The following is a 15,238-nucleotide window of genomic DNA, read 5'->3' as shown; positions in this document are numbered from 1 at the left end:
GACTTCGACGAGAGAAGCACCACCTATGCACGCCCGCCGTCCGATACCTCCCGCTCCGACCCGCCGTGGTGTGCTCGGCGTGGGCGGCGCCCTCGGAATCGGTGGACTCCTGACAGCATGCGGCGGGGGCGGCGACGGCGCAAAATCGTCAGCCGGCGGCACGGGCTGGAGCTTCAAGGACGACCGCGGCACCACCGCGAAGGGGGCCAGGACCCCGCGCCGGATCGTCGCCTACATCGGCGCGGCCGCAGCCCTGCACGACTTCGGCGTCGAGTGCACCGGCGTCTTCGGCCCGACGAAGCTGAAGAACGGCGAACCCGACGTCCAGGCCGGTGACGTCGATGTCGACAAGGTGACGATCCTCGGCAACGCCTGGGGCGAGTTCAGCATCGAGAAGTACGCGAAGCTCCGCCCCGAGCTGCTCGTCAGCACCATGAACGAGTCACCGAGGCTCTGGTACGTCCCCGACGACTCCGCCAAGAAGATCACCTCGCTCGCACCCAGCATCGGCATCCTGACCGGCAAGTCCTCCTTGACGAAGGTGATCGGCCGCTTCGCCGAACTCGCCGGGTCACTCGGCGCCGACCTCAAGGCGGAGAAGGTCACCGCCGCGAAGAAGCGTTTCGAAGCGGCGTCGGAGACCCTGCGCAAGTCCGCGAAGGCGGCCAAGGCCCGCGGCGGCCTCAAGGTCATGGCGGTCTCGGCGCAGGCCGACATGCTCTACGTGGGCGACCCGGCCGACTTCACCGACCTGCGCCACTACGGCGACCTGGGCGTCGAGTTCGTCACCCCGAAGAAGACGGCCGAGGGCGGCTTCTTCCAGGAGCTGGGCTGGGAGAACGCCGACACGTACGAGGCCGATCTGATCCTCGTCGACAAGCGGACCGGCAACCTCCAGCCCGCCGAGCTCAAGAAGTCCAAGCCGACCTGGGCGAAACTCCCCGCGGTCAGGGCCGGCCAGGTCATCTCCTGGTCCAACGAAGCCCAGTTCAGTCACGCCGGCTACGCACCGCTCATCGAGCAGCTCGCGGCGGCCGTCGACAAGTCGAAGAAGGCGGCAGCCTGATGTCCACCACCCTCCGCCCCGTCGCCCCCAGAGGCATGTCCCGCCGCGGCCTGCTGGCCTCCGGCGGAGCGCTCGGCCTCGGCGCCCTGCTCAGCGCCTGCGGGAGCGAGGAGAAGAAGTCCGGGAAGAGCGCGGGCTCCAAGCCCTGGAGCTTCAAGGACGACCGCGGCAAGACCGCGAAGGTGAACCACACCCCGAAGAACATCGTCGCCTACATCAGCACGGCGGCCGCCCTGCACGACTACGGCGTCACCTGCACTGGAACCTTCGGCCCCTCCAAGCCGGTGGACGGCAAGCCCAACCCCCAGGCGGGCGATCTCGATGTCGACAAACTGACGAGCCTGGGCGAGTCCTTCAACCAGTTCAACATCGAGAAGTACGCGGGCCTCAAGCCCGATCTCCTGATCAGCAACATGTTCCCGCCGCCCGCCCTCTGGTTCGTGCCCGCGGACAGCACCAAGAAGATCGAGGCGCTCGCGCCCACCATCGGCATCAAGGGCGCCCGCGTCTCCCTGCTCGAACCCCTCAAGCGCTACACCGAGCTCGCCGAGGCGCTCGGCGGCGACCTCGCATCGGAGAAGGTGCGCGCGGCCAGGGCCCGCTTCGACAAGGCCGAGCGCCGGCTGCGCAAGGCGGCGAAGGCCAACCCCGGCCTGAAGGTCCTCGCGATGACCGGCGACGCCGACCAGTTCTACGTCGCCGTGCCGGACTCCTACTGCGACCTCAACTACTTCAAGGACCTCGGCATCGAGTTCGTCGAGGGCAAGAAGGTCGACGAGTGGGGCTTCTGGGAGTTCCTGAGCTGGGAGAACGCCGACAAATACCACGCCGATCTCATCATGATGGACAACCGGTCGAGCGCGCTGCCGCCCAAGGAACTGGCGAAGAAACCCACTTGGGAGCTGCTCCCCGCCGTCAAGGCCGGCCAGACCGTGCCCTGGTCGATGGAGGAGCGCTACAGCTACGCCGGTTACGCCCCCGTGCTCGAACAACTCGCCACCGCCATCGAGAAGTCGAAGAGGCTCACCTGATGACTGCATCCCCGTACCACTTCTTCGATGTCCACGTGCTGCGCACCGAGTACGTCACCCCCGCCATGATCCGCGTGGCGTTCGGCGGCGACGACCTGGCGCGGATGGGCTCGGCGGGCCGCGACCAGCGCATCAAGGTGTTCCTGCCGCAGCCGGGGCAGGACGCCCCCGTCATGCCGGACACATCGGGCGGGGACGCGGCAAGCTGGTACACCGACTGGCTCGCCCTCGACCCCGACGTCCGCGGCATCATGCGCACCTACACCACACGCGAACTGCGCCGCGACCCCGACGAGTTGATCGTCGACTTCGCGGTCCACGGCACCGCTCCCTCGCCCTCCGACGGCCCGGCCACCAGCTGGGCGCGGACCGCACGGCCCGGCGCCCGGATCGGCGTACTCGCACCGATCGAGGACGAGAACGGCGCGTACGACTTCAGGCCGCCGCAGGACACCGACTGGGTCCTCCTGACCGCCGACGAGTCGGCACTCCCGGCGGTGGCGGCCATCCTGGAGACGCTCCCGCCGGCCACGCCGACCCGCGTCTGGATCGAGGTCCACGACCTGGCGGACAAGCAGGAGCTGCCGACGAAGGCCGACGCCGAGATCACCTGGCTCACGGAGGAGGGCTCGACGCCGTCGGCGATCCGTGCCGCGGAGCTGCCTTCGGGCACCCCGTACGCCTGGGTCACGGGCGAGTCCGCGACGGTCAAGACCGTACGCCGCCACCTGGTGAGCGACCGCGGCTTCGACCGCAAGCGCATCTCGTTCTCCGGCTACTGGCGCAAGGGCACCACCACGGACGAGCTGATCGACCGCAACGAAACGGCCTGACCACCTGTCCCATGCCATGCCGAAGCCCCGCCCACACCCCGGTCGGGGCTTCGCCATGAGGCGGGCGGCTGACTGCTGGCTGCGGGCGGCGGGCTGCTGACTGCGGGTGGCGGGCTGCGGGTGGCGGGCTGCTGACTGCGGGCGGCTGACTGCTGGCTGCGGGTGGCGGGCTGCTGACTGCGGGCTGCTGACTGCTGACTGCTGACTGCGGGTGGCTGGCCGCCCAGGCAGCTACACCCCCAGCCGCGCCAACGCCTTCTCCCCGTCCAGCGTGCACACGCCGTCCCCCGCCTCCGTCCACGCCGCCGCGCACAGCGCGCGCAGCCCGTCCATCGCGTCGCCCTCGCCGTCGAGCACCAGCTCCTGCCCTCGCGCCGACGCCGTCCACCCGCCGCAGCCGAAGCCGCCCTCCGCCGGGGTCACCTCGGGCTGACCGGTCAGCATGCCGCGCAGGTCCGCGTCCACGTACGTCGGCCGGTGCTCGGGCGGGGCCGCGAGCAGCTGGGCGCCGTCCGTGACCCCGGTCAGGACGAGCAGCGAGTCCACCTCGCCGTTGAACGCGCCCTCGATGTCCGTGTCGAGCCGGTCCCCCACGACCAACGGCCGCTCGGCGCCCGTCCGCAGGATCGTCTCGCGGTGCATCGGAGGCAGCGGCTTGCCCGCCACCTGCGGCTCCGCGCCCGTCGCGATGCGTACGACCTCGACCGCCGCGCCATTGCCCGGCGCGATGCCCCGCGCACTGGGAATCGTCAGGTCCGTGTTGGACGCGAACCACGGCACCCCGCGCGCGATCGCGTAACAGGCCTCGCCGAAGCGCCCCCACGCCATGTCGGGCCCGCCATACCCCTGCACGACCGCCACCGGCCCGTCGTCGGCCGAGTCCACCGGCTCGAGGCCGCGCTCGCGCAGGGCGACCCGCAGCCCTTCCCCGCCGATCACCAACACCCGTGCCCCCGCGGGGACTTGCTCGCTCACCAGTCGCGCAGCGGCCTGCGCGGACGTGATGACGTCCGCGGCTCCGGTCGGAATGCCGAGCTCCGTCAGATGCTCCGCCACCGCGTCCGGCGTTCGCAGCGCGTTGTTCGTCACGTACGCGAGATGCATGCCGCCCGCCCTGGCCGTCCCGAGCGACTCGACGGCGTGCGCGATCGCGTGCCCTCCCGCGTACACCACCCCGTCCAGGTCGAGCAGCGCCGTGTCATACGCCTCGCTCAGCACATTCCGGCTGCCTTCGGGCCGCGTCCTGACGGTCTGGCTCATTACGCATCGCTCCTCGATCGATCCCACTCCCCCGATCATCGCTTATGCCACTGACACACATACGATGCAGCAATGAACACAGCGGGTCATACCGACGACCAAGGCCTCGATCTGATCCCGTTCCGAGGCATTCGCTACGTCCCCGAGCGGGTCGGCAGCCTAGCCGCCGTGACGTCCCCGCCGTACGACGTGGTCGTACGGCCCGACGGCCTGCTCCACCTGGAGTCCGCCGACCCGCACAACATCGTCCGGCTGATCCTCCCCCAGGCCACCACACCGGCGGCCCGCAACGAACAGGCAGCCGAGACCCTGCACGCCTGGCTCTCCCAGGGCATCCTCGCGCCCGACCCGGAGCCCCGCCTCTACGTCTACGAGCAGCGCGACGCCGACATCCTTCAGCGCGGCGTCATCGGCGCCCTGCGCCTCTCCGAGGCGGACGACGGCATCGTCCTGCCCCACGAAGGCGTCATGCCCCACGTCGTGGAGGACCGCGCGGGCCTGATGCGCGCGACGAACGCCAACCTCGAACCGCTGCTCCTGACGTACCGCTCGAACGGCGACGCCACGGGCGCGACGGCCGTCGTCGAGCGCACCGTACTGAACAAGCCTCTCTTGTCGACGACCACGGAGGACGGCTTCAGCCACCGCCTGTGGGCGGTCACCGACCCCGCCGATCTCGCCGAGATCCAGTCAGATCTCTCCCACCACCAGGCCCTGATCGCGGACGGGCACCACCGCTGGGCGACCAATCTCCGGCTGCGCTCCGAGCACCCGTCGCCCAGCCCGTGGGACCGCGGCCTGGTCCTCCTGGTGGATACCGCGCGCTACCCGCTCCGCGTCCGCGCCATCCACCGCTACCTGCACCGGCTCCCGGTCCCCGACGCCCTCGCGGCCCTCGCGGACTCCTTCCGCATACGCACCGTCGAAGGCCCGCTGCCGAGCGCTCTCGAAGCCCTGGCCGAGGCCGCGACCGAAAGCAACGCCTTCCTCCTGGCGGGTGACGGAGGCTTCCACCTCATCGACCGCCCGTCCCCGGACCTCCTCGCCCGTACGATCCCGGCCGACCCGCCGGAGGCCTGGCGCACGCTGGACGCGACGGTCCTGCACTCCACGCTCCTCGACCACATCTGGAAGATCCCGGACGCCCCGGAGTACATCGCGTACATCCACGACACCGCCGCGACCGTGGAGAAGGCGGAACGCGACGGCGGTACGGCCGTCCTGATGCACCCGGTCCGCGAAGAAGTCGTACGCGACCTGGCCCGCCAGGGCGTCACGATGCCCCGCAAGTCCACGTCCTTCGGCCCCAAGCCGGCATCGGGCCTGGTCCTGCGCAGCCTCGACTTCTGAATCATCCGGATACGACGATGGGCGGGACCCCTGGTGGGGTCCCGCCCATCGTCTGCGACTAGGTCAGCGCTCAGACCTTGTCGTCGTCCGCTTCGTCGTCGGCTTCGTCGACGTCGTCATCGTCCTCGTCGTCCTCGTCGTCGTCCTCCTGGACGGGAGTGACGTCGTCGGTGACCACGGGCTCCGACACCGGCGCCGGCTCGTCACCCTCCATGACGTCGACGAACTCGACACCGTCCAGCTCGGCAAGGCGGTCCGACGCGTCGGTGCTGCCGTCCTTGTCGGACTCGATGACCTTCGCGAACCATTCGCGCGACTCGTCCTCGCGGCCGGCGGCGAGCAGCGCGTCGGCGTACGCGTAGCGCAGCCGCGCGGTCCACGGCTGGACGGAGTTCGACCCCAGCTCGGGACCCTGCAGGGTGACGATGGCGGCATCGATCTGCCCCAGGTCACGCCGCGCACCGGCGGCGACGAGACGCATCTCGACCTGCCCCGGCTTGTCCAGCTTCTGCACCTCGGGCGCACCGGCCATGTCCAGCGCCTTCTCGGGCCGGCCAAGACCGCGCTCGCAGTCCGCCATGACGGGCCAGAGCTCGACGCTGCCGGTCATCCGACGGGCGGCCCGGAACTCGGCGAGCGCCTCGCTGTACTTCTGCACCGCGTAGGCGGCGAAGCCCGCGGCCTCTCGTACGGCGGCGACGCGCGAGGCGAGCCGCAGCGCGATCCGCGAGTAGGCGTAGGCCTGCTCGGGGTCGTCGTCGATGAGGTTGGCGACCATCACCAGGTTCCTGGCGACGTCCTCAGCGAGCCCCTTGGGAAGGCTCTGCAGCTCCTGCTGTACGTCCTTGTCGATCTCGTGACCCGTGACGTCATCGGGGATCGGCAGCCGCTTGATGGGCTCGCGGTCACGGTCGTCGCGCCCGCGGTACCCACCGCGGTCGCCGTCACGCCGGTCGTCGCGCCCACGGAACCCGCCACCACTGGGACGCCCACCACGGCTGTCGTCACGACGCGGCCCACGGTCGTCACGGCCACGGAAGCCGCCACCGCCGCCACCACGGTTGTCATCACGACGGAAGCCACCACGGTCACCACCGCGATCGGCACCGCGGTCGCTGCCACGGTCATCGCGACGGAAACCACCGCGGTCACCGCCACGGTCGTCACGGCGCGGCGCACCGGAAGTCGAGCGGTCGTCACGACGGAAGCCACCGCGGTCACCGCCGCCACGGTTGTCGTCACGCCGGTCATCGCGCTGGAAAGCGGGACGATCGCCACCACGGGACCGGTCATCCCGGCGATCATCACGGCGGTCGTCGCGACGGAAGCCGCCACGGTCACCACCGCGGTCGGCACCGCGATCGTTGCCACGGTCATCGCGACGGAAGCCGCCACGGTCACCGCCGCCACGGTTGTCATCGCGCCGGTCATCACGCTTGAACCCGGGACGATCCCCGTCACGACGGAACCCACCGCGGTCGCCGCCACCACGGTTGTCATCACGGCGGAAGCCACCACGGTCACCGCCACGGTCGTCACGCCGGTCATCCCGGCGATCGTCACGACGGAACGGGAGACGGTCGCCGCCACCACTGCGGTCGTCGCGGCGCGGGGCACCGGAAGTCGAGCGGTCATCACGACGGAACGGGGGACGGTCGCCACCACGGTCGTCACGACGCGGAGCACCAGAGGTCGAACGGTCGTCACGACGGAACGGAGGACGCCCGCCGTCACGGTCATCGCGACCACGGAACCCACCGCGGTCGCCACCGCCACCGCGGTTGTCGTCACGACGGAAGCCACCGCGGTCACCACCACGGTCGTCACGTCGCGGGGCACCGGAAGTCGAGCGGTCATCACGACGGAACGGGGGACGGTCGCCACCACGGTCGTCACGACGCGGAGCACCGGAAGTCGAGCGGTCATCACGACGGAACCCGCCGCGGTCACCACCGCCCCCGCGGTTGTCGTCGCGGCGGAAACCGCCACGGTCGTCGCGACGAGGAGCGCCCCGGTCACGGTCGTCGCGGCGGGGGCCACCGGAGGTGGGGCGGTCGTCGCGGCGGAACGGAGGCCGCCCACCACCGCTGCGGTCGTCACGGCGCGGTGCGCCGCCACGGTATCCGCCCCGGTCGCCACCGTCCCGGCCGCGCTGCTCGCGCTCCGGTCGCTCGTCGGGAGAGTTGGTGGACATCGGTGACTCCTAGTCTTCGGTACCGCAGTCATTCTTGCGCAGCCGGGTAGCCGGCGCGCTTCGACAAAACAAAAAGGACCCCTGGTCCCAGCGTGGACGCTGGGACCAGGGGTCCTCCAAAGATTGTTCGGCGGCGTCCTACTCTCCCACAGGGTCCCCCCTGCAGTACCATCGGCGCTTTGAGGCTTAGCTTCCGGGTTCGGAATGTAACCGGGCGTTTCCCTCACGCTATGACCACCGAAACCCTATGAAATATCCCGCGCAAAAGCGGGATCTCAAACAGGGCAGCGAACAAGCACACTCTTCAATTAAGTGGTGTAGCTGTTCAGCCGACACAACTGTTCGTTGTTTCAGAACTAACACAGTGGACGCGAGCAACTGAGGACAAGCCCTCGGCCTATTAGTACCAGTCACCTCCACCCGTTGCCGGGCTTCCAGATCTGGCCTATCAACCCAGTCGTCTACTGGGAGCCTTAACCCCTCAAAGGGGGTGGGAATACTCATCTCGAAGCAGGCTTCCCGCTTAGATGCTTTCAGCGGTTATCCTTTCCGAACGTAGCCAACCAGCCATGCCCTTGGCAGGACAACTGGCACACCAGAGGTTCGTCCGTCCCGGTCCTCTCGTACTAGGGACAGCCCTTCTCAATATTCCTACGCGCACAGCGGATAGGGACCGAACTGTCTCACGACGTTCTAAACCCAGCTCGCGTACCGCTTTAATGGGCGAACAGCCCAACCCTTGGGACCGACTCCAGCCCCAGGATGCGACGAGCCGACATCGAGGTGCCAAACCATCCCGTCGATATGGACTCTTGGGGAAGATCAGCCTGTTATCCCCGGGGTACCTTTTATCCGTTGAGCGACGGCGCTTCCACAAGCCACCGCCGGATCACTAGTCCCGACTTTCGTCCCTGCTCGACCCGTCGGTCTCACAGTCAAGCTCCCTTGTGCACTTACACTCAACACCTGATTACCAACCAGGCTGAGGGAACCTTTGGGCGCCTCCGTTACTCTTTAGGAGGCAACCGCCCCAGTTAAACTACCCATCAGACACTGTCCCTGATCCGGATCACGGACCCAGGTTAGACATCCAGCACGACCAGAGTGGTATTTCAACGTTGACTCCACGAACACTGGCGTGCCCGCTTCAAAGTCTCCCACCTATCCTACACAAGCCGAACCGAACACCAATATCAAACTGTAGTAAAGGTCCCGGGGTCTTTCCGTCCTGCTGCGCGAAACGAGCATCTTTACTCGTAGTGCAATTTCACCGGGCCTATGGTTGAGACAGTCGAGAAGTCGTTACGCCATTCGTGCAGGTCGGAACTTACCCGACAAGGAATTTCGCTACCTTAGGATGGTTATAGTTACCACCGCCGTTTACTGGCGCTTAAGTTCTCAGCTTCGCACACCCGAAAGTGCACTAACCGGTCCCCTTAACGTTCCAGCACCGGGCAGGCGTCAGTCCGTATACATCGCCTTACGGCTTCGCACGGACCTGTGTTTTTAGTAAACAGTCGCTTCTCGCTGGTCTCTGCGGCCACCCCCAGCTCACGGAGTAAATCCGATCACCAAAGATGGCCCCCCTTCTCCCGAAGTTACGGGGGCATTTTGCCGAGTTCCTTAACCATAGTTCACCCGAACGCCTCGGTATTCTCTACCTGACCACCTGAGTCGGTTTAGGGTACGGGCCGCCATGAAACTCGCTAGAGGCTTTTCTCGACAGCATAGGATCATCCACTTCACCACAATCGGCTCGGCATCAGGTCTCACCCACATGTCATCCGGATTTACCTAGATGACGGGCTACACCCTTACCCCGGGACTACCACCGCCCGGGCTGGACTACCTTCCTGCGTCACCCCATCACTCACCTACTACCACCTTGGGTCGGCGGCTCCACCACTTCCCTTTGCCCGAAGGCTCCAGGACGGCTTCACGGCCTTAGCATTAATGGGCTCGATGTTTGACGCTTCACAGCGGGTACCGGAATATCAACCGGTTATCCATCGACTACGCCTGTCGGCCTCGCCTTAGGTCCCGACTTACCCTGGGCAGATCAGCTTGACCCAGGAACCCTTAGTCAATCGGCGCACACGTTTCTCACGTATGTATCGCTACTCATGCCTGCATTCTCACTCGTGAACCGTCCACCACTAGCTTCCGCTGCAGCTTCACCCGGCACACGACGCTCCCTACCCATCCCAGCAGGCGTTGGCCCTATACGCTGGAATGACACGACTTCGGCGGTACGCTTGAGCCCCGCTACATTGTCGGCGCGGAATCACTTGACCAGTGAGCTATTACGCACTCTTTCAAGGGTGGCTGCTTCTAAGCCAACCTCCTGGTTGTCTCTGCGACTCCACATCCTTTCCCACTTAGCGTACGCTTAGGGGCCTTAGTCGATGCTCTGGGCTGTTTCCCTCTCGACCATGGAGCTTATCCCCCACAGTCTCACTGCCGCGCTCTCACTTACCGGCATTCGGAGTTTGGCTAAGGTCAGTAACCCGGTAGGGCCCATCGCCTATCCAGTGCTCTACCTCCGGCAAGAAACACACGACGCTGCACCTAAATGCATTTCGGGGAGAACCAGCTATCACGGAGTTTGATTGGCCTTTCACCCCTAACCACAGGTCATCCCCCAGGTTTTCAACCCTGGTGGGTTCGGTCCTCCACGACCTCTTACAGCCGCTTCAACCTGCCCATGGCTAGATCACTCCGCTTCGGGTCTTGAGCGCGCTACTAAATCGCCCTATTCGGACTCGCTTTCGCTACGGCTTCCCCACACGGGTTAACCTCGCAACGCACCGCAAACTCGCAGGCTCATTCTTCAAAAGGCACGCAGTCACGACGCATTGAGTAAACTCAATGCGCGACGCTCCCACGGCTTGTAGGCACACGGTTTCAGGTACTATTTCACTCCGCTCCCGCGGTACTTTTCACCATTCCCTCACGGTACTATCCGCTATCGGTCACCAGGGAATATTTAGGCTTAACGGGTGGTCCCGCCAGATTCACACGGGATTTCTCGGGCCCCGTGCTACTTGGGTGTCTCTCAAACGAGCCGTTGATGTTTCGACTACGGGGGTCTTACCCTCTACGCCGGACCTTTCGCATGTCCTTCGCCTACACCAACGGTTTCTGACTCGTCTCACAGCCGGCAGACTGTGAAAGAGAGATCCCACAACCCTGCACACGCAACCCCTGCCGGGTCTCACACGTATACGGTTTGGCCTCATCCGGTTTCGCTCGCCACTACTCCCGGAATCACGGTTGTTTTCTCTTCCTGCGGGTACTGAGATGTTTCACTTCCCCGCGTTCCCTCCACACTGCCTATGTGTTCAGCAGCGGGTGACAGCCCATGACGACTGCCGGGTTTCCCCATTCGGAAACCCCCGGATCAAAGCCTGGTTGACGACTCCCCGGGGACTATCGTGGCCTCCCACGTCCTTCATCGGTTCCTGGTGCCAAGGCATCCACCGTGCGCCCTTAAAAACTTGGCCACAGATGCTCGCGTCCACTGTGCAGTTCTCAAACAACGACCAACCACCCGTCACCCCACTGGGAACCAGTGAGTACACCGGGGTCGGCAGTGAAGGCAGCCTTACGGCCATACCTTCAGATACCCAACAGCGTGCCCGGCCCGACCAATCAAGAATCTGTTTTCCACGCCGAAGCAGTACTTACAGTCCCTCACCGATCGTGCCGAATAGTCAACGTTCCACCCATGAGCTAACCACCGTCGAACATTTGCCGACGTAGTGGCTCTGGATTCCTTGCGGAATCTAGATGCTCCTTAGAAAGGAGGTGATCCAGCCGCACCTTCCGGTACGGCTACCTTGTTACGACTTCGTCCCAATCGCCAGTCCCACCTTCGACAGCTCCCTCCCACAAGGGGTTGGGCCACCGGCTTCGGGTGTTACCGACTTTCGTGACGTGACGGGCGGTGTGTACAAGGCCCGGGAACGTATTCACCGCAGCAATGCTGATCTGCGATTACTAGCAACTCCGACTTCATGGGGTCGAGTTGCAGACCCCAATCCGAACTGAGACAGGCTTTTTGAGATTCGCTCCGCCTCGCGGCTTCGCAGCTCATTGTACCTGCCATTGTAGCACGTGTGCAGCCCAAGACATAAGGGGCATGATGACTTGACGTCGTCCCCACCTTCCTCCGAGTTGACCCCGGCAGTCTCCTGTGAGTCCCCATCACCCCGAAGGGCATGCTGGCAACACAGAACAAGGGTTGCGCTCGTTGCGGGACTTAACCCAACATCTCACGACACGAGCTGACGACAGCCATGCACCACCTGTATACCGACCACAAGGGGGGCACCATCTCTGATGCTTTCCGGTATATGTCAAGCCTTGGTAAGGTTCTTCGCGTTGCGTCGAATTAAGCCACATGCTCCGCTGCTTGTGCGGGCCCCCGTCAATTCCTTTGAGTTTTAGCCTTGCGGCCGTACTCCCCAGGCGGGGAACTTAATGCGTTAGCTGCGGCACCGACGACGTGGAATGTCGCCAACACCTAGTTCCCACCGTTTACGGCGTGGACTACCAGGGTATCTAATCCTGTTCGCTCCCCACGCTTTCGCTCCTCAGCGTCAGTAATGGCCCAGAGATCCGCCTTCGCCACCGGTGTTCCTCCTGATATCTGCGCATTTCACCGCTACACCAGGAATTCCGATCTCCCCTACCACACTCTAGCCTGCCCGTATCGACTGCAGACCCGGGGTTAAGCCCCGGGCTTTCACAACCGACGTGACAAGCCGCCTACGAGCTCTTTACGCCCAATAATTCCGGACAACGCTTGCGCCCTACGTATTACCGCGGCTGCTGGCACGTAGTTAGCCGGCGCTTCTTCTGCAGGTACCGTCACTTTCGCTTCTTCCCTGCTGAAAGAGGTTTACAACCCGAAGGCCGTCATCCCTCACGCGGCGTCGCTGCATCAGGCTTTCGCCCATTGTGCAATATTCCCCACTGCTGCCTCCCGTAGGAGTCTGGGCCGTGTCTCAGTCCCAGTGTGGCCGGTCGCCCTCTCAGGCCGGCTACCCGTCGTCGCCTTGGTGAGCTTCTACCTCACCAACTAGCTGATAGGCCGCGGGCTCATCCTGCACCGCCGGAGCTTTCAACCCCCTCCCATGCGAGAGGGGATATCATCCGGTATTAGACCCCGTTTCCAGGGCTTGTCCCAGAGTGCAGGGCAGATTGCCCACGTGTTACTCACCCGTTCGCCACTAATCCACCCCGAAGGGCTTCATCGTTCGACTTGCATGTGTTAAGCACGCCGCCAGCGTTCGTCCTGAGCCAGGATCAAACTCTCCGTGAATGTTTACCCGTAATCGGGTGCACATCCGCGTTGAGCGGAACCAGGAAGAGGAATAATCTTCCGGTTCACAGCGTCCTCGCTGATGTTTTCTTCAAAGGAACCTCGTCCCGACCATGACGGCCGGAGACGGGGTATCAACATATCTGGCGTTGACTTTTGGCACGCTGTTGAGTTCTCAAGGAACGGACGCTTCCTTTGTACTCACCCTCTCGGGCTTTCCTCCGGGCGCTTCCCTTCGGTATTTCGTGTTTCCAACCTTACCAGATCCGTTTTCCGTTCCGTTTCCGGTTCGGATTTCATTTCCGGTGGCCGTTGGAGGGCCTTTGCCTTTCGGCGTGTTCACTACGTTAGCGGATTCCCTCGGCAACTCATAATCGAGTTCCGCGAGTTCGAATTCAGGCATGCGAGCACGCCAAATTCGCCCCCGCTGAGGGGAAGTCGTAGGTAGTGGTTGGCCGCTTCCGGCTGCTGGCAGATTGCCGTACCCGGGTCAAGCGGCTCGGGCCACATTACGGTCCGCCATGGGCCGCGTCAAGTTCGGCGGCGTCGGGGCGTATGGGCCCGATAAGGGCTCACCGTCGGGTCGTTGGGGGTCCAGAAGCGCCAGGGGTGGACGGCTCCGTCGCCGCCGACTCCCGTGCGGGGACCGTTGCTGACCTGGTCGGAGCGGACGGGGGTGCCCGTAAGGAGGGTGAGAGGAGCGTCCTGGCCCGCGCAGAGGTCGGTGCCGTTCAGGCTTCGGTCCACGTCAAGGGCTGTGGCCAGGCGGGCCGGGCCTTTGGCCAGTTCCCTGTCGTTGCGGGCCGAGAGTCGACGTTTGCGGGCGATCTCGGCGCCGGTCGTGATCTCACCGGCCCTCAGCAGGACTCCGCTCGCCTTGCCCTCCGGGCCGCACACCACGTTGAGGCAGTGCCACATGCCGTAGGTGAAGTAGACGTACGCGTGTCCGGGCGGACCGAACATCACGCTGTTGCGGGCGGTGGGGCCGCGATAGGCATGTGATCCGGGATCGGCCTCGCCCGCGTACGCCTCCACCTCTGTCAGGCGCAGCTCGATCGGACCGTCCGGTGAGGTGCGGACGAGAACGCGGCCCAACAGATCCGGGGCCACGTCGAGGACAGGGCGCTCGAAGAAGTCACGTGTGAGGGGCGTACGGTCAAGGGCCTCGATCATGGCGTCCGAGCCTAATGGAGACGCTCTGTACGGGTGGGTGGTCACCGGCCGTACCGATTGCCAGGGTGAGGACGCGGAACCGGACGTGGGTTCACCGCGTTTGTATGGATCAAGGATTCAAGTCGAGTCGAGTCGAACCACAGGCGGGGCCTGGGGAGGAGAGTCATGGGGTTCAAGAAGCTGCTTGCGAGTCTGGGGGCCGGCGGTGCCTCGGTGGAGACGGTGCTGACCGAGGTCAATGTCGTACCCGGTGGTGTCGTCCAGGGTGAGGTGCGGATCCAGGGCGGATCCGTGGACCAGGAGATCGAGGGTCTGTCCGTCGGTCTTCAGGCGCGGGTCGAGGTCGAGGGCAACGACCAGGAGACGAAGCAGGACATCGAGTTCACGAAGCTGCGCCTCGGTGGGGCCTTCACGCTCCAGGCGGGCCAGGTGCACGCGGTGCCGTTCGGCCTCGAGATCCCCTGGGAGACGCCGATCACCTCCATCGACGGGCAGCAGCTGCGCGGGATGAACATCGGTGTGACCACCGAGCTCGAGATCGCGCGGGCCGTGGACTCCGGTGACCTGGACCCGGTCAACGTGCACCCGCTGCCGGCGCAGCAGGCCATCCTGGACGCCTTCATCCAGCTGGGCTTCCGCTTCAAGAGCGCCGACATGGAGCGCGGGCACATCCGCGGCACGCGTCAGAAGCTGCCGTTCTACCAGGAGATCGAGTTCTTCCCGCCGCAGCAGTACCGCGGCCTGAACCAGGTCGAGTTGAGCTTCGTGGCCGACGACCGCGAGATGGACGTCATCCTGGAGATGGACAAGAAGCCGGGTCTCTTCAGTGAGGGCAGCGACTCGTTCCGGTCGTTCAAGGTCGGGCTCAATGACTTCCAGGGCACTGACTGGGCGGCTTACCTCAACGAGTGGCTGTCCCAGGTCGGCAGCAAGCGCAACTGGTTCTAGGCTCGGTACGGAAGAGCTGCAGAGCTACCGCCGATCAGGAACCAACCAGGAGGTGCC

At 65.0% G+C, this 15,238-nt stretch carries 8 protein-coding genes, 3 rRNA genes and 1 pseudogene; 5 read left to right on the top strand and 7 right to left on the bottom strand.

All coding sequences use genetic code 11. The annotated features are described in order from the left end of the window. Positions 1-25: 25 nt before the first annotated feature. The 3 genes from M4V62_RS32605 to M4V62_RS32595 are packed head-to-tail and all read left to right on the top strand — an operon-like array spanning position 26 to position 2,930. Positions 26-1,066: an ABC transporter substrate-binding protein gene (locus tag M4V62_RS32605; RefSeq protein WP_249590777.1), complete on the top strand. Its 1,041-nt coding sequence runs from the start codon at positions 26-28 to the stop codon at positions 1,064-1,066. Next, positions 1,066-2,097, top strand: coding sequence for an ABC transporter substrate-binding protein (locus M4V62_RS32600; protein WP_249590776.1), 1,032 nt, complete (start codon positions 1,066-1,068; stop codon positions 2,095-2,097). Before M4V62_RS32605 ends, M4V62_RS32600 begins: the two co-directional genes overlap by 1 nt. After that, positions 2,097-2,930, top strand: coding sequence for a siderophore-interacting protein (locus M4V62_RS32595; RefSeq protein ID WP_249590775.1), 834 nt, complete (start codon positions 2,097-2,099; stop codon positions 2,928-2,930). Before M4V62_RS32600 ends, M4V62_RS32595 begins: the two co-directional genes overlap by 1 nt. 231 nt (positions 2,931-3,161) lie before the next feature. Here the strand turns inward: M4V62_RS32595 and M4V62_RS32590 are convergent, their stop codons facing one another. Continuing rightward, positions 3,162-4,190, bottom strand: coding sequence for an HAD hydrolase-like protein (locus tag M4V62_RS32590; RefSeq protein ID WP_249590774.1), 1,029 nt, complete (start codon positions 4,188-4,190; stop codon positions 3,162-3,164). 72 nt (positions 4,191-4,262) lie between these two features. On the opposite strand from M4V62_RS32590, the gene M4V62_RS32585 reads away from it, so the two are divergent. Further along, the gene (locus M4V62_RS32585; RefSeq protein ID WP_249590773.1) at positions 4,263-5,540 is read left to right on the top strand and encodes a DUF1015 domain-containing protein; all 1,278 of its coding nucleotides are present in this window, start codon (positions 4,263-4,265) and stop codon (positions 5,538-5,540) included. A 70-nt stretch (positions 5,541-5,610) separates the two neighbouring features. Here M4V62_RS32585 and M4V62_RS32580 read toward each other — a convergent pair whose 3' ends face one another. The 6 genes and pseudogenes from M4V62_RS32580 to M4V62_RS32555 all read right to left on the bottom strand — a co-directional run bounded on the left by M4V62_RS32580 (position 5,611) and on the right by M4V62_RS32555 (position 14,233). Continuing rightward, the gene (locus tag M4V62_RS32580) at positions 5,611-6,426 is read right to left on the bottom strand and encodes a hypothetical protein (RefSeq protein WP_249593104.1); all 816 of its coding nucleotides are present in this window, start codon (positions 6,424-6,426) and stop codon (positions 5,611-5,613) included. Positions 6,427-6,579: 153 nt separating this feature from the next. Beyond that, a pseudogene (locus M4V62_RS43980) lies at positions 6,580-7,542 on the bottom strand (hypothetical protein); the annotation flags it as partial. A gap of 317 nt (positions 7,543-7,859) precedes the next feature. Then, positions 7,860-7,976: ribosomal RNA gene (gene rrf / locus M4V62_RS32570) — 5S ribosomal RNA — on the bottom strand. A gap of 138 nt (positions 7,977-8,114) precedes the next feature. Next, positions 8,115-11,237 (bottom strand): 23S ribosomal RNA (locus M4V62_RS32565). 297 nt (positions 11,238-11,534) lie between these two features. Next, positions 11,535-13,060: ribosomal RNA gene (locus M4V62_RS32560) — 16S ribosomal RNA — on the bottom strand. Together the 16S, 23S and 5S rRNA genes form the textbook arrangement of a ribosomal RNA operon. A gap of 531 nt (positions 13,061-13,591) precedes the next feature. Then, entirely contained in the window at positions 13,592-14,233 is a 642-nt protein-coding gene (locus M4V62_RS32555) for a DNA-3-methyladenine glycosylase (protein WP_249590772.1), read from the bottom strand. A gap of 165 nt (positions 14,234-14,398) precedes the next feature. Between M4V62_RS32555 and M4V62_RS32550 the strand changes: the two genes are divergently transcribed. Continuing rightward, entirely contained in the window at positions 14,399-15,181 is a 783-nt protein-coding gene (locus M4V62_RS32550; protein ID WP_249590771.1) for a sporulation protein, read from the top strand. Positions 15,182-15,238 lie beyond the last annotated feature (57 nt).

It is taken from the genome of Streptomyces durmitorensis (assembly GCF_023498005.1).
GTDB lineage: Bacteria > Actinomycetota > Actinomycetes > Streptomycetales > Streptomycetaceae > Streptomyces > Streptomyces durmitorensis.
Note: the sequence above shows the minus strand (reverse complement) of the source record. Positions and strands in the feature narration are given on the sequence as shown.

Excerpts from the sequence above, each read along its gene's own strand:
- M4V62_RS32605 (WP_249590777.1), top strand. The coding sequence starts at position 26 with ATGCACGCCCGCCGTCCGATACCTCCCGCTCCGACCCGCCGTGGTGTG.
- M4V62_RS32600 (WP_249590776.1), top strand. The coding sequence starts at position 1,066 with ATGTCCACCACCCTCCGCCCCGTCGCCCCCAGAGGCATGTCCCGCCGC.
- M4V62_RS32595 (WP_249590775.1), top strand. The coding sequence starts at position 2,097 with ATGACTGCATCCCCGTACCACTTCTTCGATGTCCACGTGCTGCGCACC.
- M4V62_RS32590 (WP_249590774.1), bottom strand. The coding sequence starts at position 4,190 with ATGAGCCAGACCGTCAGGACGCGGCCCGAAGGCAGCCGGAATGTGCTG.
- M4V62_RS32585 (WP_249590773.1), top strand. The coding sequence starts at position 4,263 with ATGAACACAGCGGGTCATACCGACGACCAAGGCCTCGATCTGATCCCG.
- M4V62_RS32555 (WP_249590772.1), bottom strand. The coding sequence starts at position 14,233 with ATGATCGAGGCCCTTGACCGTACGCCCCTCACACGTGACTTCTTCGAG.
- M4V62_RS32550 (WP_249590771.1), top strand. The coding sequence starts at position 14,399 with ATGGGGTTCAAGAAGCTGCTTGCGAGTCTGGGGGCCGGCGGTGCCTCG.